General features: G+C 69.5%; 18 protein-coding genes and 4 pseudogenes. 6 read left to right on the plus strand and 16 right to left on the minus strand.

The features are described from left to right. Positions 1-74: 74 nt before the first annotated feature. Together ACIOWN_RS21865 and ACIOWN_RS21870 are read right to left on the minus strand one after the other, a co-directional pair. Positions 75-869, minus strand: a complete 795-nt coding sequence (locus tag ACIOWN_RS21865; RefSeq protein WP_362356672.1) for an alpha/beta hydrolase — start codon at positions 867-869, stop codon at positions 75-77. Between the two features lie 348 nt (positions 870-1,217). Further along, positions 1,218-1,940: an SDR family NAD(P)-dependent oxidoreductase gene (locus ACIOWN_RS21870; RefSeq protein WP_362356674.1), complete on the minus strand. Its 723-nt coding sequence runs from the start codon at positions 1,938-1,940 to the stop codon at positions 1,218-1,220. Between ACIOWN_RS21870 and ACIOWN_RS21875 the strand changes: the two genes are divergently transcribed. Then, positions 1,925-3,346 carry a DEAD/DEAH box helicase gene (locus tag ACIOWN_RS21875; RefSeq protein WP_401983147.1) on the plus strand — a complete coding sequence of 474 codons (1,422 nt, stop codon included), beginning with the start codon at positions 1,925-1,927 and terminating at the stop codon, positions 3,344-3,346. The two genes, ACIOWN_RS21870 and ACIOWN_RS21875, sit on opposite strands and share 16 nt — an antisense overlap. Before the next feature lie 28 nt (positions 3,347-3,374). On the opposite strand, the gene ACIOWN_RS21880 is transcribed toward ACIOWN_RS21875, so the two are convergent. Further along, entirely contained in the window at positions 3,375-4,616 is a 1,242-nt protein-coding gene (locus ACIOWN_RS21880; protein WP_362356676.1) for an Ig-like domain-containing protein, read from the minus strand. Positions 4,617-4,978: 362 nt separating this feature from the next. Between ACIOWN_RS21880 and ACIOWN_RS21885 the strand changes: the two genes are divergently transcribed. Continuing rightward, on the plus strand, positions 4,979-5,176 hold the full coding sequence (locus ACIOWN_RS21885) for a hypothetical protein (protein WP_362356677.1): 198 nt from the start codon (positions 4,979-4,981) through the stop codon (positions 5,174-5,176). Here ACIOWN_RS21885 and ACIOWN_RS21890 read toward each other — a convergent pair. Beyond that, positions 5,166-5,480 carry a hypothetical protein gene (locus tag ACIOWN_RS21890; RefSeq protein ID WP_362356678.1) on the minus strand — a complete coding sequence of 105 codons (315 nt, stop codon included), beginning with the start codon at positions 5,478-5,480 and terminating at the stop codon, positions 5,166-5,168. The genes ACIOWN_RS21885 and ACIOWN_RS21890 overlap by 11 nt on opposite strands. Positions 5,481-5,854: 374 nt before the next feature. On the opposite strand from ACIOWN_RS21890, the gene ACIOWN_RS21895 reads away from it, so the two are divergent. Continuing rightward, positions 5,855-6,685 (plus strand): IS5 family transposase, encoded by an 831-nt coding sequence (locus tag ACIOWN_RS21895; protein WP_401983148.1) that lies wholly within the window; start codon positions 5,855-5,857, stop codon positions 6,683-6,685. Here the strand turns inward: ACIOWN_RS21895 and ACIOWN_RS21900 are convergent. Continuing rightward, the gene (locus ACIOWN_RS21900) at positions 6,603-7,169 is read right to left on the minus strand and encodes a hypothetical protein (RefSeq protein WP_401783809.1); all 567 of its coding nucleotides are present in this window, start codon (positions 7,167-7,169) and stop codon (positions 6,603-6,605) included. The two genes, ACIOWN_RS21895 and ACIOWN_RS21900, sit on opposite strands and share 83 nt — an antisense overlap. 344 nt (positions 7,170-7,513) lie before the next feature. Between ACIOWN_RS21900 and ACIOWN_RS21905 the strand changes: the two genes are divergently transcribed. Further along, on the plus strand, positions 7,514-7,804 hold the full coding sequence (locus ACIOWN_RS21905; RefSeq protein WP_362356679.1) for a hypothetical protein: 291 nt from the start codon (positions 7,514-7,516) through the stop codon (positions 7,802-7,804). Between the two features lie 147 nt (positions 7,805-7,951). Here ACIOWN_RS21905 and ACIOWN_RS21910 read toward each other — a convergent pair. The 5 genes and pseudogenes from ACIOWN_RS21910 to ACIOWN_RS21930 form a co-directional block, all read right to left on the minus strand. Beyond that, a pseudogene (locus ACIOWN_RS21910) lies at positions 7,952-9,160 on the minus strand (transposase). Then, positions 9,132-9,209 (minus strand): annotated as a pseudogene (locus ACIOWN_RS21915) (hypothetical protein); the annotation flags it as partial. The pseudogenes ACIOWN_RS21910 and ACIOWN_RS21915, both read right to left, overlap by 29 nt. 168 nt (positions 9,210-9,377) lie before the next feature. Next, positions 9,378-9,962, minus strand: coding sequence for a DinB family protein (locus ACIOWN_RS21920; RefSeq protein ID WP_401983149.1), 585 nt, complete (start codon positions 9,960-9,962; stop codon positions 9,378-9,380). A gap of 947 nt (positions 9,963-10,909) precedes the next feature. Continuing rightward, positions 10,910-11,677: pseudogene (locus ACIOWN_RS21925) on the minus strand (transposase family protein). A gap of 611 nt (positions 11,678-12,288) precedes the next feature. Further along, positions 12,289-12,654 carry a hypothetical protein gene (locus ACIOWN_RS21930; protein WP_401983150.1) on the minus strand — a complete coding sequence of 122 codons (366 nt, stop codon included), beginning with the start codon at positions 12,652-12,654 and terminating at the stop codon, positions 12,289-12,291. 401 nt (positions 12,655-13,055) lie between these two features. Between ACIOWN_RS21930 and ACIOWN_RS21935 the strand changes: the two genes are divergently transcribed. Together ACIOWN_RS21935 and ACIOWN_RS21940 are read left to right on the plus strand one after the other, a co-directional pair. Continuing rightward, the gene (locus tag ACIOWN_RS21935; protein WP_362356683.1) at positions 13,056-13,400 is read left to right on the plus strand and encodes a MerR family transcriptional regulator; all 345 of its coding nucleotides are present in this window, start codon (positions 13,056-13,058) and stop codon (positions 13,398-13,400) included. Positions 13,401-13,878: 478 nt separating this feature from the next. Next, entirely contained in the window at positions 13,879-14,871 is a 993-nt protein-coding gene (locus ACIOWN_RS21940) for a diacylglycerol/lipid kinase family protein (protein WP_401983151.1), read from the plus strand. 401 nt (positions 14,872-15,272) lie between these two features. Here the strand turns inward: ACIOWN_RS21940 and ACIOWN_RS21945 are convergent. The 6 genes and pseudogenes from ACIOWN_RS21945 to xylB all read right to left on the minus strand — a co-directional run. After that, positions 15,273-15,392: pseudogene (locus tag ACIOWN_RS21945) on the minus strand (hypothetical protein); the annotation flags it as partial. 132 nt (positions 15,393-15,524) lie between these two features. Further along, positions 15,525-17,048 (minus strand): aldehyde dehydrogenase family protein, encoded by a 1,524-nt coding sequence (locus ACIOWN_RS21950; protein ID WP_362356687.1) that lies wholly within the window; start codon positions 17,046-17,048, stop codon positions 15,525-15,527. A gap of 125 nt (positions 17,049-17,173) precedes the next feature. After that, positions 17,174-18,487, minus strand: coding sequence for a GAF domain-containing protein (locus tag ACIOWN_RS21955; RefSeq protein ID WP_362356689.1), 1,314 nt, complete (start codon positions 18,485-18,487; stop codon positions 17,174-17,176). A 48-nt stretch (positions 18,488-18,535) separates the two neighbouring features. Continuing rightward, positions 18,536-19,138 (minus strand): N-acetylmuramoyl-L-alanine amidase, encoded by a 603-nt coding sequence (locus ACIOWN_RS21960; RefSeq protein ID WP_401983152.1) that lies wholly within the window; start codon positions 19,136-19,138, stop codon positions 18,536-18,538. Between the two features lie 571 nt (positions 19,139-19,709). After that, positions 19,710-20,918, minus strand: a complete 1,209-nt coding sequence (locus tag ACIOWN_RS21965; RefSeq protein ID WP_401983153.1) for an ROK family protein — start codon at positions 20,916-20,918, stop codon at positions 19,710-19,712. Positions 20,919-21,024: 106 nt separating this feature from the next. Beyond that, positions 21,025-22,470 (minus strand): xylulokinase, encoded by a 1,446-nt coding sequence (xylB, locus tag ACIOWN_RS21970; protein WP_362356695.1) that lies wholly within the window; start codon positions 22,468-22,470, stop codon positions 21,025-21,027. Positions 22,471-22,551 lie beyond the last annotated feature (81 nt).

Consider the following 22,551-nt stretch of genomic DNA (forward strand, 5'->3'; position numbering starts at 1 on the left):
GGGAGAGCCGGGCGAGCAGCTCGTCCGTGACGGCGAAGCCGTCGGCGGCCGGCTGCTCGACGGCCGCGTCGATGTCAGGAGCCGCCCGCAGCCGCGGTGGCGCCCTGGAGGATCAGGTTGGCCACGGCGTCAGGGCGGGCGATGAGGGACACGTGGCAGGAGTCGATCTCCTGCGTGTGCGAGTGGGCCCGTTTGGCCTCGAAGCGCTCCTGCTGGGGGCTGACGGTCATGTCCTGCCGTCCCACCAGGGCCCAGGACGGAATCTCCTTCCAGGCCGCCACCTTGGCGGTCTCGGAGAACGCGGTCGTGGCCGCCGGGCGCTGGGTGACACCCAGCAGGTTCGCCTGGCCCTCCGGCAGACAGTTGGCGAAGACCGCGTGGACCTTGTCCCGCTTGAGGTACAGGTCGGTGCCGCTGGCGCCGGCCTTCCGGTACGGCACGGAGATCGTGGCGGTGCCCAGGGCGCTGGGGAAGCGGGCGGACAGCGACATACCGCTCTCACCGACGTCGGGCATCAGGGCGTTGATGTAGATCAGGGATTTCACCTGGGGGTTTCCCGCTGCGGCAGTACTGATGACGGCACCGCCGTAGGAGTGACCCGCCAGTACGATCGGACCTTTGATCGTCTTCAGGAAGGAGGCGATGTACGCGGAATCGCTGTACAGGCCGCGCAGCGGGTTGGCCGGGGCCATCACGGTGTAACCGCGGCGCTGCAGCCGCTCGATCACCCCGTTCCAGCTGGAGCTGTCCGCGAAGGCACCGTGGATCAGGACGACGGTCGGCTTGGCGGCGTTCGCACCGCCGTTCGCTGCCATCGGAACTGTGGTCAGCGCGGACAGGGCGGTGACCGCGCACCCTGCCGTCGCCACGTGCAGCGCTCTGCTTCGGAACAGTGAGCCGCGTATCGCGGGCACTCTCATGTTGACCTCGCTCTCGATAGGGGCCTACGGCACCCCAGCGTTCACGCGGTGGACCGAACGGGCCAGGCAATGGCATCCGAACGGGGGACTTCGGCGCGGCATCGGAGTGACGTCCCGTTGTTTCGGAGTCGTGGCTGGAACCGCAACCCGCGGCTGTGCGAGGTCGTGCCTGTGCGTCTACTGGTGGCCGGAGCCGCGGGCCGCGCTGAGGATGAGATCGGTGACGGCTCACGAGTGCCTTGCCGCGCAGCGTGTCGGGCGGGGCGATGACCTACCTGTTCCGCCGTATGCCGCGGATCAACATCTTCGCGTGTCTCTGCTTGTCGCGCATCCGACGTTGCCGCAGCGGTTCGGGGCGTACTCCGGCAGCAAGTTCGCGCTCGAAGCGATCAGCGATGCGGCCGGCATCGCGACCTTCCCGCCGATCGAGGTGATGCTCACCACCCGGCCACGGCTTCGGTGCAGGGCCGGCAGGACGGTCTGGGTGAGCGCGACGGCGCCGAAGACGTTCACCTCGAACACCGCCCGCCAGTCCTCCAGCGGCAGGGTCTCCACCGGCTTCGCCGCCAGCCCGCGTTGTTGACGACCGCGCGCAACGGCGCACCGGCGGCATCGACACGCTCGGCGAGCCTGGCGATGTCGGCCGCGCTCGTGACGCCCGAAAGGACCCGAAGCGCGCCGCGCAGTCTTGAAGAAATGTTCCCCGTCGCGGTCGTCGACGGCGCCCGGTGCCGCGACTCCCGTCGTCCGAAGGGCAGCGCCGCGCGCTGGACGAGGCCATGCGGCTGCTGCGCGCAGACGGCCGTCACTCCGTCCGCACAGGCAGGTCCGGCTGTCGTCCCTCGGCTGAGCGGCGCGACCACGGGAGACCCGGGCAGCGTGCGCCGTGCTAACGTTGCGCGTTTGCAGTGTCGCTGTGTCGGTGCTCCGTTCGGTGTCTCCGGCTGGTGGCCGCGTCCCTGCCGCGCCTTCCTCGGTACGGTCCCTTCGGAGGAAGGCTCTCTGTGAGCGAATCAGCATGTGCCGATGCCCGGCAGCAGGACGATGTGTCCGAGGCGGCGGGCGCCTCTTCGGCAGTGCCCGCGGTGGCGTCCTTCGCGCAGCTGGGGTTGCCGGCCGAGGTTCTGCGGACGCTCGATGAGCACGGTGTGACTGTGCCCTTCCCCATCCAGGCGGCGGCGCTGCCGAACGCGCTGACGGGACGGGACATCCTGGGCCGGGGCCGCACAGGATCCGGCAAGACGCTCGCCTTCGGCCTGGGGATGCTCGCCCGGACGGCCGGGCAGCGCGCGCAGCCGAAAGAGCCGCTGGCGCTCGTTCTGGTGCCCACCAGGGAGCTGGCGCAGCAGGTCGGCGAGGAGCTCACCCCGTACGCCGAGGCGCTGCGGCTGCGGCTCGCGACCGTGGTGGGCGGAGTGTCCATCGGACGGCAGGCCGCCGTGCTGCGGGATGGCGCCGAGATCGTCGTCGCCACGCCCGGTCGGCTGCACGACCTCGTCGAGCGCAAGGGCTGCCGACTGGGACGGGTGCGTATCGCGGTCCTGGACGAGGCCGATCAGATGTGTGACATGGGGTTCCTGCCGCAGGTCACCGAGATCCTGGACCAGGTGCGTCCCGACGGGCAGCGGATGCTGTTCTCCGCCACCCTCGACCGCGACGTCGACCAGCTGGTGCAGCGCTACCTGCGGGACCCCGCCGTCCACTCCGTGGACCCTTCGTCCAGCGCGGTCTCCGCGATCGAGCACCACGTCTTCATCGTGCACGGCCCGGACCGGTACGCCCTGACCACGGAGATCGCCGCCCGGGACGGCCGCGTCCTGCTGTTCCTGGACACCAAGCACGGCGTCGACCAGCTCACGCGGCACCTGCGGGCCAGCGGCGTGGCCGCCGCCGCCCTGCACAGCGGGAAGTCCCAGCCGCAGCGCACCCGGACCCTGGCCCAGTTCAAGACCGGGCAGGTCACCGCGCTGGTGGCGACGAACGTCGCCGCACGCGGCCTGCACGTCGACGACCTCGACCTCGTGGTCAACGTCGACCCGGCCACCGACCCCAAGGACTATCTGCACCGCGCGGGTCGCACGGCCCGGGCCGGCCGCTCCGGCATCGTCGTGACACTCGTCCTGTCGGGACAGCGCCGCGAGACGGCCCAGGTCATGGCGGACGCCGACGTCGCCCCCAAGGTCACCAAAGTGCGGTCCGGCGAGGCGGAGCTGAGCCGGATCACCGGCGCCAAGGCCCCCTCCGGAAAGCCTTTGGACGGCGGGCCGGCCGTACCGGGCCCCAAGAACCACAACGCCCCGTTCCGCGGCCTGGGCAGCACCAAGGACGCGAAGGGCGGTTCCGGCGGCAGGCCGTCCCGCAAGAGCAGCGAGGCGCGCAAGCTCGCGGAGGCCCGAAAGGCGGCCCGGGTGCGGCGCGGCGGCTGAGACCAGATGCGCGGGGAGCGGGGTGGCGTCAGCTGGTCGCGCTGCCCGCGACCCACTGGCTCCACGGCATGTTCCAGTCGCTGAGGCCGTTGTCCGGGGCCAGCACGCTCGTGTCATCGGAGTTCTTGACGATCACGACGTCACCGATCATCGAGTTGTCGAAGAACCACGCGGCGGGCTGCTCGCCGTCGTTGCCGCCCTTGACGTCCTTCAGGCCCACGCAGCCGTGACTGGTGTTGACCTTGCCGAAGATCGAGTCGGCACTCCAGTAGTTGCCGTGGATGAACGTGCCCGAGGCCGACAGGCGCATGGCGTGCGGTACGTCCGCGATGTCGTACGCGGGCTTGCCGTTTTTCTTCGTGAGGCCGACGGTCGCACCGTTCATGCGGATCTGCTTGAACTTCTCGGAGATGACCATCTGACCGTTGTACGTCGGGTGATCGGGGCTGCCGGACGAGATCGGGATGGTCCTGATCGTCTTGCCGTCCCGAACGACGGTCATCTGCTTCGTCCTGGCGTCCACGGTGCTGATCTGGCTCCGGCCGATCTTGAATGTGATCGTCTTCTGGACGCCGTGGAGGTTGAGCTTGACGGTGACGGTGGAGCCGGGCTTCCAGTAGTTCCTGGGGCGGAAGTCCAGACGGTCGTTGTTGAACCAGTGACCGACGACTTGCTGGCCGCTGCTGGAGCTGACCTGGATCTTCGACTGTACGGCGGCCTTGTGGCTGATCGCCTTGTCGAAGTTGACCGTCACCGGCATGCCCACGCCGACGGTCGAGCCGTCCTCGGGGGAGAGATGCCCGAAGAAGCCGGTGGCCGGGGAGACCGTGGTGATCGTGGCGTTTCCGGTGGTGGAGCGCCCCTTGGCGTCCTCGGCATCTGCGGCGACCTGATACTTGGTGGCCCGCTCCAGCCGGCCGTTCGGCGTCCAGGACGTGCCGTCCGCGGACAGGGTGCCCGGAATCTCGGCGCCGGTCGCGACGGCGGTCATGGTGACCTTGGTGAGCTTGCCATCCCTGACGGTGACCTTGACGGGGTCGCTGATCCCGACGCGGTGGGCCCCTCGTGCGGGCGTGATCTTCACTCGGGCTTCGGAAACATCCTGGGCGGCCGCCTGATCCTCCCGCGTCTGCGACTTCGGGTGATCCCCGGCGGCGTTGCCGCTGGTGGCAGCGTTACTGGTACCGCCGAGGGCCGTGAGTGCGAGTACGCCGCCGAGTACGCCGGCCGTGGCGACCTGTGCGGTGCGTCGTTTACGTGCGGTGATCAAACGCTTCTCCCATGTCACTGTTCTTCGAGTCCCTGGAGCTGGTTGTCCGAGGAGTGCAACTGGCTTTACAACTACATTTGCGCATTCATCCGTCCCGAAATGGGCAATCTGTGGCGAAGGCCACGCGTCGCCGAGCGCGTCGCCGAGGCCCTGCCCGACGGCCGGTCGCGGGCGCTCTTCTCGACGTTTGAGCACAACGGTTTCTGGTACGAGGGCTGGGGCGAGCGGCCACCCAGCGGGACGACGGCACTGGACACGACGCGGCGTCATCCCCCGGAGACTCCGGTGCTGGTGCCCGTGCATGCCCACCGACATCTGCCCGCCGACCGGGGAAGTCTCGGACATTCACCGCGGCCAAGCCGGTGCGCATCGCGCTGCACGAGGCGCTCGTCCAGCCCGGCGGCGGGCAGGCGCTCACGCTGTACTGCGGCAGCCCCGTGCCCCGGCGCGCGTCGTCCCGGCATCCGCACCCCGCGCACCCACAACCACGGCACACCGAAAAGGGGACCTTCGTGGCCGGACCGAGCGCGGACGTCGTCGCTGCCCAGATCAGGTCGTGACTGGTGGCCGTCGGTCCAGGAGGTGGTGCATGACGTGCTCCGGGATGGCCGGGTTGGCGGCCGCGGACATGGCGGTGGTGGCGTCCTGGAGCAGGCTGGTCAGCACGCGCGTGGTCAGGCGTGGATCGCGCGCTGCCGCTTCTCTGATGGCCCAGTCGGGGTGGTCGAGGAGGCGGATCACGGAGGCCGGCGTGAGGCGCGGATCGCGAAGGGCCCGCCGGCGCACACCGCGGTCGGGGTCACGGCTGAACCTCTCGACCAGGTCCGCCGTGGCGGCGGGGTCTTCGAGGGCGAGTCGGCGCATGCGGGGATCGGGTTCGTCGGCGTACCTCAGGGTGCTCTGGCGAGGGAAGTCGGGGTGTTCCGGGAAGCGTGCGGCTGAGTAGCCGTCCCACGTCCGGCACATCGGTTAGTGCGTTGTGGCAAACCGGATCTTGTTCGAGTGGCAGCGGGTGATCATCTGGACGGAGGTTCGGGTGCGGTCGCGGGCATGAGAGAACGGGCCCCTTGGTAGTGACGCGGTTACGACACCAGCACGACCAAGGAAGCCCGTTGCCTGATCAGTTGAGCAGTATCTCTGCGGATGCGTCCACTGCGGTCACCCCTGGGTGCGACTGCTACGTGCACAGGTTCGGTTCGATTGCTCCGGGACAGCGGGCGCGGTGCTATCCGAGTGACATGACGGATGCGGAGTGGGTCGAGGTCCGCTCCGCGATACCGGTGCCGGCCTGGCTCCTCACGCGTGGCGGGCGTCCGGAGGCGTACTGCCACCGCGAGATGCTCGACGCTGTGCGCTACCTGGTCGACAACGGCGTGAAGTGGATGGCCATACCGGTCGACTTCCCGTACTGGCGGGCGGTCTACGACTTCTTCCGCCGCTGGCGGACCTGCGACTACGTGCGTGAACTGCACGAACGCCTGCGCCACACGGCGAGGGAACGCTCAGGCCGCAGCGCCGAGCCCAGCGCGGGAATCATCGACAGTCAGTCGGTGGACGCCTCCGAGACCGTCGGCGAGGACAGTCGCGGATACGACGGCGCCAAGTCACGTGACGGGCGCAAGCGTCACATCCTGACCGACACCGAGGGTCTGCTCCTGGAGGTGGCCGTGACCACGGCCGATGTGCACGACTCCAAGGCCGCCCCCGCGCTGCTGGAGACGTTCATGGACCAGCCGGGCCGGCTGCTGAAGCTGGTGTGGGTCGACAGTGCCTACCAGGGCCCGGCGCTGGCGAAGGCATTCGCCCGCCACGGAGTGCGGATCGAGGTCGTGCGCCGCTCCGACGGACAACGCGGATTTGTCGTACTGGCCCGCAGGTGGGTGGTGGAGCGCACGCTGAGCTGGCTCTCCCGCTCACGCCGCCTCAACCGCGACCACGAACGCCGCCTCGACCACCACGCCCAGATGGTGTGGTGGGCCGCCGTGATCAGGCTGTCCCGGCGCCTGGCCGCAGACGCTCCGCGCTGGCCGGAGAAACGCCCCGGCCGACTGCCCCGGGCGCGGGCATGAACCGTCCGTCCTTCGCCCGCACCAGCCAGCCCCGCTTCTCCAGCACGTAGGCACGGTGACGGATCTTCTCCACCTCGTTCTTGATCTCCGCTTCCCGGCCCACCGCCCGCGTCAGCTCCACCCCGTTCACCGGCCCCGAAGCGGCCACCACAGCGGCGAACACCTCCCGGTACAGGCCGCTGAGCACCTCCTCGCCCACGCCCGACCGCCACACCGGCGGCCTCTCGCCATGCCCCGCGCCGGAGCCGCTCGATCCCACGGCGGCAGCCATCTCACCACCAGACGGCACGGAAACCGGCGTATTCACCGGGCTCTCCTCGGCCAGCACCGACACGAGCTCCTCACGCCCCACCCGGGCCCGCTCGACTCGCTCCCGTGCGGCATCCACCTCCGCCTGAGCCTGCTCCAGGACCTCCGTCCAGGACTCCAGATCCTGCCTCGCCCGCGCCTCACGCTGTTCCATCAACCCCAGCACCGACGGCATCGCACCCTCCTCGATCCACAACAAGCCGTCCGCTGCCTGCCCCTACCCCGCCGCAGTCATGCCCCGCACACGAAGAAGCCCCTGCTCATCGAACAGGGACTCCCTTTGCCACAACGCACTAAGGGCTCGCTGTGTGGCGGAGATGCAGCGCCAGCAACAGCGTCAGCGCCGGCAGCAGGCCGACAGGCATCCGCCGTCAGCGTGACAACGCCGCGGACCGGCACCTGTGTTGAGCCACAGCCTGACGTAGCCCCTGTGCTGAGCCGGCGAGCCGTGAACGCCCGCCCAGTGCAGGCGAGTTGCCGATTTCATGGACGTGCTCCCGACTGTTTATGATCTTGGTCATGACTGTGCAGAACCTTGACAAAACCCCTTCCCGCAAACAGAGACTTCAGGAGAGGCAGCGCCGTCAGCTGGCGGTGGTCGACACCGTGGACAAGGCGGAGGCCAAGGTCCGCAAGGCAGAGGTCGAACTGGCCGTGGCGGTTACTGAGGCAGTGCAGGTCTTCGGTGACGAACAGTCTGCGTCCGAGGGACTCGATATGCCGGTCGAAGCCATCCGGCGCTTCCTTGGCATGGGACGGGACGAAGTGGCCGGGGGCGACAACGTCGCCGAGGTCGATGACGCATCCTGAGCCCGGCGTTCGTGGCGAGCCACGGTGCGAGATCGGCGTCGACGCCCCGTACCGCAGCAGGCAGCGTCACCCAGAACGGGTCAGCCGCTGACCCGGAAGGTCCCTTCCGGGAACTGCTGGGCGTCCAGGATGTGGCGGGCGCTCTGGTCAACCTCGGGATCGCTCAGGCTGAACTGGAGTTTGACGCGGGCGTCGGTGAAAACGGTGCCCTTGTGCTTGCGTGCCGACGTCGTGACGCTTGGCCCGGTGCTTGTTCTTCGAGCCGGGAGGCCGTCCAGGGCCTGGTCGGGTGGGTTTTGGTGCGGTTGCCGGGCTCGCAGCCGCGGCGCGGAGGTTGCGAAACCCGCGGCGGGCGCGGGCCGGGGTGAGGCGACGGGGTTCGGTGCGGCGTTCCCAGGGCCGACGGGGATCCCCGTCGAGGGGCCGGGCGAGTCGGAGCTGGGTGTGGGCGGCGATGATGAGCCAGGTCCGCAGGTCAGTGGCGTCCGTGTGGCGGATCTTCGGGGCGGCCCATCCGAGTGTCTGCTTCATCAGCCTGAAGGTGTGCTCCAGGTCGAAGCGGCGCAGGAACGACTGCCATCAGCGGTCGATGTCCACCGGTGTGGCGTCGGCCGCCGAGGGCCACAGCCAGACGGGTTTGGGGTCGCGGTCGCCCGGCAGGCGCTCGACCTTCAGCCGCATCAACGTGCCGTGCAAGATGGGAAGTTCCTCGTCCGTGTGCTCCAGCCAGGGGCCGCGGTGGGTCAGGGCAGCGGCCAGGCCGAGGAAGGCGAGGAAGTGCGAGCCCTTTCGTTCGTATCGGACGGTCAGGCGGCGGTAGCCGAAGAGCCAAGCAATCGACCGCTCGATCTTCCAGCGGTGCCGACCAAGTCGTTCGCCGGACTCGACGCCTGGCCGTGCGATGCGCGCGACGAGCCCACGCTCGCGCAGCCAGCTGAGGTGTTCGGCGGAGAAGTGCGCCTTGTCCGCACGGAGTTTGACGGGCCGGCGCCGCCGTGGACCCTGGCGGGACCGGGCCGCGGGGATGCCGAGGATGAGCGGTTTGAGGGCGAGACTGTCGTGCATGTTCGCACCTGACACGGCGACGGCGAGCGGGACTCCCTCGGCATCGGACAGCACATGCAGCTTGCTGCCCTTCTTGCCGCGATCGACCGGGTTCGGCCCCGTCAGAGATCCCCCCTTTTGGCGTGAACGGAGGAGCCGCGTCGACGATCGCCGAGGACCAGTCCGCCTCGCCGCGGGCTCCGAGTTCGTCCAGCACCGCCCGGTGCAGCCGACGCCACAGGCCGACCCCGGTCCATACCGTGAAGCGGCGATGCGCGGTGGCGGAGGACGTGCCGAACGTCGGCGGCGGATGACGCCAGGCACAGCCGCTGGTCAGCACGTACACCACTGCGGTGAACACGGCCCGCTCGTCACGCGGAGCGGTCCCGCCACCTTGCGGTCGGCCGCGAACGTCGGCAGTAACGGGGCGACCAGCTCCCAGAGCTCATCAGGAACCAGACGCTTCGACAGACCAGCACTCACGGTCGGCATCGTGCCGCGCGAACATCAAGTCACGTGGCACAGCCTTCTATGCCTTGACCGACGCGGCCGATCTGGCGGCCTGCTCGATCTTCGCGCAGTAGGCGTCGCGGGCTTCCTCATCGATCTGCATCTCGTGTTCGGGCCGCATCCCGGTTCGGCCATCGACGTCTTCGCGCAGGATGTCGGCGTGCCCGGCATGCCGGTTGGTCTCGCCGAGGACGTGGACCAGGATGGCGAACAGGTTCGTGTTGGTATAAGGCTCCGGCCACCACGGCACGTGGCCGGGGGCGTCGAGGGGAAGCTCGTTGATCGTCGCGTCTGAGTGTTCCCACGTGCGCCTGTAGGACTCGATAATCTGATCGCGGGTCTCGTCCGCAGTCGCCCACAGATCGCTGCCGTCATGGTCCTGCCACCGAGGCAGCGGTTCCGGGGAAGGGCGGTCGAAGACCTCGCCGAAGTACCTGGCCTCGACGCTGGCCACGTGTTTGACCAGGCCGAGGAGGTTGGTCCCGGTCGCTGTCAATGGTCGGCGGGCATCGTATTCGGACAAGCCGTCGAGCTTCCAGAGCAGCGCCTTGCGGTCCCGCCGCAGTCTCCCGTGCAGGGTGTCCTTCGCGAATTCATCGATCATGCGGCATGAGCCTGCCATGGACTACTCACGGCCTCAAGATCCCGTACGTGGACCGCAACGACCGGAAGCGCCGAAGCCTGGCCATGGGCACTGCCCTGAGCTGCCGCAAAAAGCTCGCGAAAGTTGCCACGTGAGACAACCTCTAAGTAAAAGGACAGGTGACTTCGCCAGGTGTGAATTCTGGTCTAAATTCACACCTGGCGAAAGCCGCCGACCCCGTGCATTTCATTCATGCCAAAATGGGCGAGCCAAAATCAAGCTACACAGATCGGCGCGTGGTGACTCTCTCTTTGAAGCGTGTCAGCACTTGTAGACGCCTACGACGTTGTCAAAGAGGCTCATGTCGAACTTCTTGCTGCCCTGCGCACCGGCAGCGGTCGTGACACACGACGAGACGTGGCCTGCTGGTTCTTGGTGTCGAAGAACTCCACACGCCACTTCACGCTGTGGGGGCAGTGGTTGTTGTAGTAGATGGTGACGGACGTGTTCCCAGGCGTGTAGGACGTGTTGAAACGCGTCGTCGTCGGGTTGGTGTCGCAGCCCCACTATTGCTGCACGGGGCTCGCGGACGCAGAGGTGTCAGCCTGCGGCGCGGCGTAGGCGGTGCTTCCGAGCATGGGAAGAGTCAGCACTGCAACGGCCGCGGCCTTGGCGCCCACACGAACAGCATTTATTACGAAAGTACCCCTCGAGAAGAGACTAGTTGCACGCTGTAATTGCCGGGCTGAGGTGAACCCTCTCACGCAACGGAGACCGTCGGTAATCCGATTTGAGCCGAACTTGAGGTGTCAATTTTCAAGGACCGATTGCGTAAGAAGTTTATGCGATGTCGCCCGTCGGCCTCGTCTGCCCGCCGATGAACGCCGATCCCCCTGATTGTCCCGGTTGCCCCCGTAGGTGCGCTGCATACGTAGCGTATTGAGGTGCTCAGTGAGCCTTTTCCAACTTCACTCTGAGCTGGTCAGATAAAGGGTGAGGACGGCCTGGACGAGGCTGGCGATCCGGTTGGTCGAGCATCGTAGTTTACGGAGGAGCCGTCAGGATTCGAGGGTGGCGACGGCCTGCTCGACCAGAGCCCGGATCTTTGCGTGGGACCGGTTCACCGCCTTCTGGTCTGCGGAGAGGGCCTCCCACCGTCCCCAGCGCGGGATGCGGACCGTGCCGCCGGCACTCCGGTAACCCTTGTCTCCCCAGCACTTGATGCCGGCCTGGGCGAGGGCGTCGATGATGCCGTGTTCACGGGCCGCGCGGACGTCGTGCACGGCGCAGGGCAGGGCCGGTGAGGCCCGCAGCAGCCGGCCGAAGGGGTCTGCGATGACCCGCACGTTCATCCCGTGCTTCTTGTGTTTGATGCCCGAGTAGAACGGCCGGTCCGCGGCAATGCGGTCGATCGCCAGGAGCGTGCTGTCCAGGATCAGATACGCCCTGGCCGACGCGGTCCGCACCGCGTCGGCCAGGCTGGGGGCGAGAGCGGCCAGGAGCTCGACAGCCTCGGTGACATAGCGGTAGGTCGTCGTGGTTCCGACGCCGAACCCCGCCGCGAGCTGGGCATACGTGTGTCCCACCCGCAGATGGGCGAGCGTCAGCAGAGCCTGTCGGCCGGCGCTCAGGCGCCGCCAACGGGAACCGATCGCACGGCGATGCCGCCGCAACTACTGCGTGGGGAAGCGGAGGGCTGAGCTGGGCGCGTCGACGCCCGACGGGTAAACAAGCACGTGAAGCCTCTGGTGGAGACGGTTCTCTTGGTCGAAAACCCATCTACCAGGGGCTTCACCACGTTGTCAGCCAAACTTTCCGGCCTGAGAAGCGGGTTGGATGCAGCTGTCCAACGAGGGTACTTCGCACAGAACCCGCTGAACGGTCTTCGCTGGACAGTGCTGGAAGTCGCTGACGAAGTCGACCCCGACTGCGTACCCAACCCGGCTCAGGTCACCCGACTGCTCGGCACCGCCAGGGCCCTACCTGGTCGTGGCCCTCACCTGTATGCGTTCTTCGGCTGCATGTATTAGCCGCCATGCGTCCAGCTGAGGTCATCCACCTGCAGAAATCTCAATGCCGTCTGCCGGTGAGTGGATGGGGCCTTCTGAACCTGAAGGGCGGTGTCGTTACGGCCGGTAAGGGGTGGACGGACGACGGCGCTGTGTACGAGATGCATCCGACGCTTTGGAGTTGCACCCGATGGGGGCCTGTCCGCTGCGCCGAGAAGGGCGCCTGACGGGCATCTGTCCTGGTCAGGCGCCCTTTTTCTGTGCCCCTGGACCGCAACCCTGCCCGCCCACCCCGGTTGATCCTCATCCTTCCCGGCTTGTTCACCTTCACCGTCGGCTCACTGGGCCTGCGCGGCCTGACCACCCTGGCCGGATGCGGTGTCGGACGACATGACCACTACGAACCTGCCGAGACCGATGCCCTCAGGCTTCTGCGCGTAGGACCATCGCTTCCCGGCCCGCAGCAGGACCCTGCAGAGCTGCCGCCATTGGGAGGCAGCGCCCCGCAGTGCCTCGTCCGCGGCCTCGATGATCAGTACATGGTGGTCCGCAGACAGTTGCCGGTCAGCGGGCGGCGGGGTCACGGCCGGCCGGTCCCACTGAGGACTGCTGTACGGGAAGCGGGTACCGCCATCCGAGTGAGCACACTTCCTGGTGTTCCTGCGGTAGAAGCAGACGCACACTCCGTGGAGAAAAACTGTCATGGCTGCAGTAGACATTCCGCCGTCATAGGGTTAGCGTTGTCTTCGTACCCCAGAAGTCGAAGTGGGCACAGCAGGCACGAACTGCTGTGCAGGTAGACCAGAAGGACACGGCCCCAGCGGGGCCGTGAGCAGCACCCGCGGTATCCGCGTAATCGAAAGGTAAGGAGCAGAACGCCATCAGGATCGCCCGGGCGAGCAAGCAGTCCGCCCGGGTACCGCAAGGCCCCGGATTGGAAGGTGGTCCCCGGTCACGCATCCGCGATCCCCGCAACCCCGCCCTCCCAGGCGGCTGCGGAAAAAGAAGGCCGGCGCAGAGCGCCGGTAGATGGTGTTGAAAGCTCGGGGCCCGGGTGCCGTACTGGCACCCGGGCCCCCCGACGCGTCCCCGAAAGAAGAGGTCTATGCCGCCTGCCGGTTCCCGTCCCATCGAACCTCTCGACGATGACGACTACCCCGCCTACACCATGGGCCGGGCCGCCGAGATGCTCGGCACCACCCCTGCCTTCCTCCGCGCCCTCGGTGAACACCGCCTGATCACCCCGCTGCGCTCCGACGGCGGCCATCGCCGCTACTCCCGGTACCAGCTGCGCATCGCCGCCCGCGCCCGCGAACTCGTCGACCAGGGCACCGCCATAGAGGCCGCCTGCCGCATCGTCATTCTCGAAGACCAGCTCGAAGAGGCGCAGCGCATCAACGAGCAACTGCGCGCCGAGGGCGGCAAGCCTCAGCCGAAGACATCAACCTGATCGGAACGCCCGAACCCGAGGCAACCGACGCACTGCCGACGGACGAGGCCGCTGAGGGACCGCACCGCCGTTCCGCAGCTCAGGCCGGCTCAACGCGTCAACCGGACTCCACGGAAGAGAGAACCGCGAGCGGGCGTGATGCATCTAATGGGTGACGAGGGGCGAACCCGGCGAAGGAAGAAGGAGCAGGGCGAACCGACGGGCCGGGCATGCGCTCACGGCCGCGCCGGCCGGACGCGGTGGACCGAGACGGCGGCGGCGAGTCGGCTGCTTGCGGTCACGGCGTGCGTATGCCCGGGCTGAGCTGCAAGCTGGTGCCGTAGGCCGTGGCTGTGGGAGGAAATGCCGTGGAGAGGGTCCCTGGGGTGATCGCCGGACCGGGTCGGTGGTGGACGGTACGGCCCGCAGCGGGCGTGGTGACGGCGGCTCTGCCGGTGGCGCGTGCCTGGCCGGCGACCGAGGCCTGTCGGCTCTTGCCATGACCGGGAACGCGCCCCGACCGGTGGCTGCTGCGCGGCGGCCGTACTTGATCGTGAATCCGCGTTCGGGGGGAGGGAAGGCGAGCCGGTTCCGGATCGCGGAGAAGGCCCGTGCGTTGGGGGCTGAGGTTTTCCTGCTCGATCCTTCCCGGCCCCAGGACCTCGTGGCTGTCGCCCGACGCGCGGTGGATGAGGGTGCGGATCTGCTGGGAGTGGCCGGCGGAGACGGTACGCAGGCACTTGTCGCCGGGGTGGCCGCGGAGAGCGGTGTTCCTTTCGTGATCATTCCGGCCGGTACCCGAAACCACTTCGCGATGGACCTCGGCCTGGACCGTGCAGACCCCTCCGCCGCGCTGGAGGCCCTTACGGACGGCGTCGAGCTGCACGTGGATCTCGGGTTCGCCGGCGAGCGGGTGTTCGTCAACAACGTGTCGTTCGGTGCGTACGCCGCCCTGGTGCAGGACCCGGCCTATCGGGAGGACAAGATCGGCACCACAGTGCGGATCCTCCCGGAATTCCTGGCACGCCACGAGGGTCCGGAGCTGGTGGTGCGCACCGGGCTGATCACCGTGGAGGGGCCGGATGCCGTGCTGGTGAGCAACAACCCCTATCAGGTCGACGACCCGGCCGGGCTGGACAGGCGTGCGCAGCTGGACTCCGGGCTCCTGGGAGTCCTTGCCGCCAGGGCGGAGGCGCCCGCCGAGACGGCCGCCCGGCTGCGCAGCGGGCAGACGCACGGCCTGACCCGTCTCGCCACACCCGATGACGTTGTCGTCCACGCCGACGTCCCGGTCGTCCCCGTTGGGCTGGACGGCGAAGCCGTCACCCTGCCGACTCCCGTGCGGTGCCGGATCAGTCCCCGGACGCTGCGGGTACGGGTTCCCCACCATCGGCCGGGCGCCGCACCCGCCGGGCGGCCGCCGGGCTGGGCTGCCGTCCGGCGGGTGGCCTCAGCTGTCGGCCGAGCCGTTCATGGCCGTCACACGGGCTGACCGGAGCAGGCGATGCGCGGGGGAAGCAGGTCCCGCGGACAGGGCTCGGATGGTCTTGAAGTGTGAGCGGAGACGGGCGGAAGGCGGAATTGTGATGCCGCTGGCAGCCCATCCGTGGCCGCGACCAGGAACAGAAGGCACGCAACTTCGCCTACTGCGAGCCGCTGACCGTCCGCGACTCATCCCTCTCCGCCTGCGTCCCAGCAGCCCTGGCCGCCGTGCCATCGCCGCGATCGCTTACGAGGTGCAGCCGCTGGACGACGAGGCCCAACTCGTCATCCAGTCGGAACTCGTCGCCAATGAGCCCGTGCCCAATATCAGCGGCGATCCCCGGGCCGCCGCGGCACCGGAATCCCCGTTGCAGCCCGAGGAGCACTCCGCCCGCGGCATGCAGTTGCGTCCGACACATAGCGCACGACGGCGTTGGCTATGTCGGCATTGACATAGCAGGCGGCGGTCCCCGCCGGCCAGTAGCCGGAACACTCGGCGCCGTCGATGGTCCGCCACGGGAAAGCGGCCCCAAGGGCGTGTCGCAGCAGTGCTGGCCGACCACCATATCGGGAGTAAGGCGGCATTTCGGCTCGCTGCTCAGGTGTGCGCCGAGAAGGGCGCCTGACGGGTATCCGCCCTTGTCTGGCGCCCTTTTCGTGTGCCTAGAAGAAGCCGAGCTTCTTCGGGGAGTACGACACCAGGAGGTTCTTCGTCTGCTGGTAGTGGTCCAGCATCATCTTGTGGGTCTCACGGCCGATTCCGGACTGCTTGTAACCGCCGAAGGCGGAGTGCGCGGGGTAGGCGTGGTAGCAGTTGGTCCAGACGCGGCCCGCCTGGATGGCGCGGCCCGCGCGGTAGGCGGTGCCGGTGTCCCGGGTCCACACACCCGCGCCGAGGCCGTACAGCGTGTCGTTCGCGATCTTGATCGCGTCGTCGAAGTCGTCGAAGGACGTCACCGAGACCACCGGGCCGAAGATCTCCTCCTGGAAGATCCGCATCCGGTTGTCGCCCTCGAAGATGGTCGGCTGGACGTAGTAGCCGCCCTTCAACTCGCCCTCGTGCTCGATGCGTTCCCCGCCGATCAGGACGCGCGCACCCTCCTGCCGCCCGATGTCCAGGTAGGAGAGGATCTTCTCCAGCTGGTCGTTCGAGGCCTGAGCCCCGATCATGGTCTCCGTGTCGAGGGGGTGGCCCGTCGTGATGAGTTTGGTGCGGGCGACCGCCGCCTCGACGAACTCGGCGTAGTGACCGCGCTGGATCAGCGCCCGTGACGGGCAGGTGCACACCTCGCCCTGGTTGAGCGCGAACATCGTGAAGCCCTCGAGCGCCTTGTCACGGAAGTCGTCGTCCGCCGCCCAGACGTCGTCGAAGAAGATGTTCGGCGACTTGCCGCCGAGCTCCAGCGTGACCGGCTTGATGTTCTCGGCGGCGTACTGCATGATCAGCCGCCCCGTCGTCGTCTCGCCCGTGAACGCCACCTTCGCCACTCGCGGGCTGGAGGCGAGCGGCTTGCCCGCCTCCACGCCGAAGCCGTTGACTATGTTCAGCACCCCGGGCGGCAGCAGGTCGGAGACGAGGCTCAGCCAGTAGTGGATCGAGGCCGGGGTCTGCTCGGCCGGCTTGAGCACCACCGCGTTGCCCGCGGCGAGCGCGGGCGCCAGCTTCCAGGTCGCCATGAGGATCGGGAAGTTCCACGGGATGATCTGCGCGACCACCCCGAGCGGCTCGTGGAAGTGGTACGCCACCGTGTCGTTGTCGATCTCCCCGAGCGATCCCTCCTGCGCCCTGATCGCGCCCGCGAAGTAGCGGAAGTGGTCGATGGCCAGTGGGATGTCGGCCGCCAGCGTCTCGCGGACCGGCTTGCCGTTCTCCCAACTCTCGGCGACCGCCAGGGATTCGAGGTTGGCCTCCATGCGGTCGGCGATCTTCAGCAGGATGTCGGAGCGTTCGGTCACGGAGGCGCGCCCCCAGCCCGGGGCGGCCGCGTGCGCCGCGTCCAGCGCCCGCTCGACGTCCTCCGCCGTTCCGCGCGCGACCTCCGTGAAAGGCTGCCCGTTCACCGGCGAGGGGTTCTCGAAGTACTGACCGCGGGCCGGCGGCACGTACTCGCCGCCGATGAAGTGGTCGTAGCGCGCCTGGTAGGAGACGATCGCGCCGTCGGTGCCGGGCGCCGTGTAACGGGTCATTCTGGTATGCCTCCCTCAGCAGCGCTGCCCGCCGTTGGGCAGCTCTCGGCGCGAGGCTAGACACGCCGACGTTGCAAGGACGTTGCGGCACGGGCCACCGATGCGCGGTGGCGGACCCGAAGCGGTCAGCGGGGTGCCGGACCGTGCCAGCCGGGCGGCGCCGCCAACTCCGCCTCGAGCGCGGCGAGCCGGGCCCGGGCCGTCGTGGTCGGCACTGCGGCGACGAGGGCCCGCCACACGTCCAGGTCGTCCTCGCCCCACGGGGCGTGCGCCCAGTCGGCCAGCAGGTCGGGGTCGCGACGGGCGATCAGCGCGCTCCGCATTGCGTCGGCGAGACGCTGCCGCAGCCGCACCACCGCCGGAGCCTGTGAGCCGGGCAGCAGTGGACCGGAGTACGCGGCGGCGGCCGCCGCGACCGCCCCTGTCTCCAACCGGTGCTGGACGGCCGCCGCGTCCGAGCCGACCGGAACGGTCAGCCGGTACGGTCGCGAGGCGAGCACCCCCGCACCGAGCACCCTGCGCAGCCGGGCCAGTTCGGCCCGCAGCGTCACCGGCGTCACCGACTCGTCCTCGTACAGCGCGCACAGCAACCGGTCCCCGGTCAGGCCCTCCGGATGACGGGCCAGCAGCACCATGATCTCGCTGTGCCGGCGGCTCAGCCGGATACGGCGGCCGCCGACCACGAGCCGGGCCTCGTCCCGGCCGAGGGCGGTCAACTCGGCCGCGTCGGTGGCGGGCCGGCATGGGGCGAGCAGCGCCAGCTCGGACTCGGCGGCCCGCGCCACCGCCCGCACGAAACCGAGGCTGTGCGGGTGCGCGAGCCCGTGCCCACCGGTGATGTCCACCGCGCCGAGCACCTGTCCCGTGCGCGGATCGTGCACCGGGGCCGCCGCGCACGTCCAGGGCTGGACGCGCCGGATGAAGTGCTCGGCCGCGAACACCTGCACCGGGCGGTCCAGAGCGACCGCCGTGCCCGGCGCGTTCGTTCCGACCGCGGTCTCCGACCAGCGCGCGCCCGGCACGAAGTTCATCCGGTCCGCCTTGCGTCGCGTCCCCGGATGCCCCTCCACCCACAGAAGCCTGCCGTGCGCGTCGCACACTGCGAGCAGATGCTCGCCGTCTGCGGCGTACGTGCCCAGCAGCTCCCGGAACAGCGGCATCACCAGCGCAAGCGGATGCTCCGCCCGGTAGGTGCCGAGGTCACTGTCGCCGAGTTCCACGCTCGCGGTGCCGTCCGGCCCGACACCCGCCCGCGCGGAACGCCGCCATGAGTCGGCCACCACCGGACGCACCGGGCGCGGCACGGTGCCCACCGCGGTGAACGTCTCATGCGCCCGGCGCAAGGCGCGAACACGCTCGGAAGGGTCGGCTCCCGGTTCCAGGGCCACCCACGGATCGGTCAATGCGGCCTCCCCGGACGGCGATGCGGCTGGGGACATCGTCACTCCCGGTGCGCGCCCCGACAACCTTTTCGCCCGCGCTCGCTGTCAGGCGAAGTTCACAAGTCTGATGTAGCGCACCCAGTCCCAGTCGGGCCCGGGATCGGTATGGTCCGTGCCCGGTACCTCATAGTGCCCGATGATGTGCGCGCGGTCCTTGGGGATGCGGTATCTGTCGCAGATCGCCGCGGTGAGCCTGGCCGACTCCTCGTACAGGGCGTTGGTGAAGTAGGCGGGTTTGTCCACCCATCCCTCGTGCTCGATGCCGATGCTGCGGGTGTTGTAGTCCCAGTTCCCGGCGTGCCAGGCGACGTCCGACTCGCGGACGCACTGCGCGACGTGTCCGTCGGCGGACCGGACGACATAGTGCGCGGACACCTGCTTCTTCGGGTTCTGGAAGATCGCCAGGGTGCTGGCGTACGTCTCCTGGGTGACATGGATGACCACCCGGTCCACCGAGTAGCTCGTGGGCCGGCTGGACGCCGTGTAGTTGGAGCTGCTCGCCGGCTGCCACTCGGCCTCCGGGTAGTCGACTGCCTGGGGCCGCGCGTCGACACGCGTGACGGGGAGTAACGCGTAGGGGACGACGGCCAGGGCGGCACCCTTGAGCAGATGGCGTCGGCTGGGGAGGAGCGGTCGTGCTCGGTCCATGGGCGGTGGCCCTTCTGTTGTGTGTGGGGGGAGTGGCGTGCGAATGTGGTGGGGAGGGGCGGCAGGCCTCTTGGCCGTCCATGAGGAGCAGGTGGCCCGGTCGGTGGGTGGGGAGTTCGTGCGGTCCGCGGCGAGTTTCGCTCACCGACGGCCGCTCCTCGTGGAGCGTGGCCACGCACGCGGAGTCGGTGTCACACGGATCGGTCAACGGGAACTCGGCGGCCCGGGTGGCCGACCGGTGGCCGACCGAACGACCGAACGACCGAACGACCGAACGGCGGTCAGGCGCGAGTCACTTCACCGGGTCGAGCCGGGATATTCGGAACGCGTCAACCGCCCGACGGGTCGAGCCGGTGGGCCTGACGTGCCTGTCCGGGACAGCCGGTGTTTCTCCCGTCATGAGAACCCCTTCGACACCCGAGATCCGCCGGCGATCCGACTCGACGGCGGCACCTTGCGTGAATCACGGTACGGGGCGCGCGGGTTGGGCAGAAGAGCCTGGCGGGGCTCGGTGGACTCCTGCGGAATTGTGGAGAACTCCGCCACTCGATCGGGTGAAGTGGGCCTGAGATCAGGCGTGTTCGGCCACTGACGCCGGGTCGTCGAGGACGGACCGCACGACCGCGTGCGCGGCGCCCAGCAGCGGACCCTCGGGGCCCAGTCGGGACACCGACACCGGACAGGCGGCCCCCGCGGTCCGGCTGGCCAACTCGGCCTGCAGGGAAGGCAGGAGCCAGGGTGCGAGTGCGGACAGGGCACCGCCCAGCACCACGCTCCGGGGGTCGAGCAGGTTGACGGCCCCGGTCAGCGCGACGCCCAGTGCCTTGCCGGCATCCCGCAGGGCCCGACGTACTTCCTCGTCGCCCGCGGCGGCGCGGGTCGCCAGCAGTCCGACCCGGCCTTCGCCCGGCTCCAGGCCGGCCGCCCGCAGCACGGCTTCCTCTCCCGCGTACTGCTCCAGGCAGCCGCGCCCGCCGCACGGGCACGCGGGCCCGTCCGGCTCTACCGGCACATGCCCCAGCTCGCCCGCGAAACCGCGCGTTCCGCGCAGCAGCCGCCCGTCGACCACCACGGCGGCACCGATGCCGATCTCCGCCGATACGTGCAGGAAGTCACGCGGCGTGTCCTCGCCGAGCCAGAGTTCCGCGAGTCCGCCGAAGTTCGCCTCGTTGTCCACCGTCAGTGGCAGCCCGGGCGGCAGCAGGGCACCGAGGTCGGTGTCGTTCCAGTCGAGGTTGGGGGCACGCACGACCGTACGACCGTCCCGTGCGATCAGTCCCGGCACCGCGACCGAGAGCCCCGCGGCCCACAGGTCCTGCCGCTCCGCCTCGGCGACGACCTGGCGTATCAGCGCGGTGAGTTCCCGTGCCACCGGTTCGGGGGAGCGGCCCCGGTTCGTTCCACGGTGTACCGCCCGCGCCCGCACCTGGCCGCGCAGGTCGACCACGCAGGCCGCGAGGTGGTCGACCCCGACCTCCGCGCCGACCCCGGCGGGGCCGTGCCCGCTGACGGCCAGCGCCGAACCGGGGCGGCCCACCCGGCCGGGCCGCTCGGGTCCCAGCTCTTCCAGAAGTCCGGTCCGGACGAGTTCGTCGACGAGAGTCGACACCGCGGCACGGGTCAGTCCGATTCGTGAGGCGACCGCCGCCCGCGACAGCGGCCCCTCGGCGCGGACGGTGTGCATGACCCGGGCGAGGTTGCGACGGCGCATGCCCTGCTGGGTGTCGGGCAGTCTGCGTCCCGGACCGGCGGAGTGGGTCTCGTGCAGCGGTGCGGTCATGCCTCCGTCGTCCTCGGTGTCTTGGTCGGTGTCCGCCGGCGTTCTGCGCCGAACGGTGCGGTGGGGGCGGACGGCCGCGGGACGGCCGGGCGCCCGCCGGTGTCCGTCAGGAGGTCCGCGTCCCGTGCTCCAGCAGCGGTGCCGCATCGGAGAGTACCCCGGAGATCCTGTTCAAGGTCGCCTCGTCCCGCTCCACCGCCTCGAGCACCGGGCCGTCGGCCGTGCGCCAGCGGCGGGCGACCGCGGCCGGATCCTCACCGGTGAGCAGCCCCGCGGCCTGGGCGGCGGCGCCCAGCGCGACCAGCTCTCGGGCCTCGGGGATCTGCACCGGCCGCCCGGACAGGCGCCGCACGGTCTGCTGCCAGGCCGTGCCCCGGGCGCCGCCGCCGATCAGCAGCAGCGGGGTGGTGCGGTCGGCGTCCTGGTCCAGCACCAGGTCCAGCGCGCCGAGCAGGGCGTGTACGGCGCCGTCGTAGGCGGCCTGCAGCAACTGTCCGGGCGTGGTGTCGTGGCGCAGCCCGTGCAGCAGCCCGGAGGCGTTCGGCAGGTTCGGGGTCCGTTCACCGTCCAGGTAGGGGAGCAGTGTGACGGACGTACCGGGTTCCACGGCCTCGCGGTCCCGGCCGAGCAGAGCGGCGACCCGGTCGACGGCGAGCGTGCAGTTGAGGGTGCAGGCCAGCGGCAGCCAGTCACCGCGCGCGTCGGCGAAACCGGCCACCGTGCCCGTCGGGTCGGCCGACCGGTGGCGGGACACCGCGTACACCGTGCCGGAGGTGCCGAGACTCAGCACCGGTGTGCCCGGCCGCAGCCCGAGGCCCAGCGCGGCGGCGGCGTTGTCACCGGTGCCGGCCGCCACGAGCGTTCCCTTGGAGAACGGCAGGTCATGGCTGTCGCGCACGGTCCCCGCCACCTCGCCCGGACGCACCACCCGGGGCAGCAGCGCCGGATCGAGCCGCACATGGGCCAGGGTCTCCTCGTCGTACGCCTCGGTCGTGGACGCCCACCAGCCCGTACCCGAGGCGTCACCCCGGTCCGTCGTGCCCTCGCCCGTCAGGCGCTGCGTGAGGTAGTCGTGCGGCAGGCGCACCGCCGCCGTCGACCGCGCCGCCTCCGGCTCGTGCTCGGCGAGCCAGGCCCACTTCGTGACCGTGAAGGAGGCCCCCGGCACGCTGCCCGTGCGCTCCGCCCAGGCCTTGGGGCCGCCCAGTTCCTCGACGAGACGGTGGGCCTGCGGCGCCGAGCGCACGTCGTTCCACAGCAGGGCGGGCCGCACCGGGACGCCCTGCGCGTCCAGGGTCACGAGTCCGTGCTGCTGGCCGGCGATCGACACGGCGGCCGCCTCGTGGGCCGCCTCCCCGCACTGCTGGAGCGCCGCGCACAGGGCGTTCCACCATTGGCGCGGGTCGCTCTCGCGGCCGTCGCCGGACGAAACGGTGTGCGGCGCCTGCCCGCTCGCCACGACCTGCCCGGTGGCCGCGTCGACGACGAGCACCTTGGTGGACTGCGTGGACGAGTCCACACCGACGACGAGCGGACCCTCGGCTGCTGACATCGGCTCTCCCTCTTTCCGCGGCTCGCGGGATCTGACCTGCAGTTCTTTTGGTGTACGCGGCCCGGCGACGCGGGTGCCGTC

It is taken from the genome of Streptomyces sp. NPDC087787, assembly GCF_044743035.1.
GTDB lineage: Bacteria > Actinomycetota > Actinomycetes > Streptomycetales > Streptomycetaceae > Streptomyces.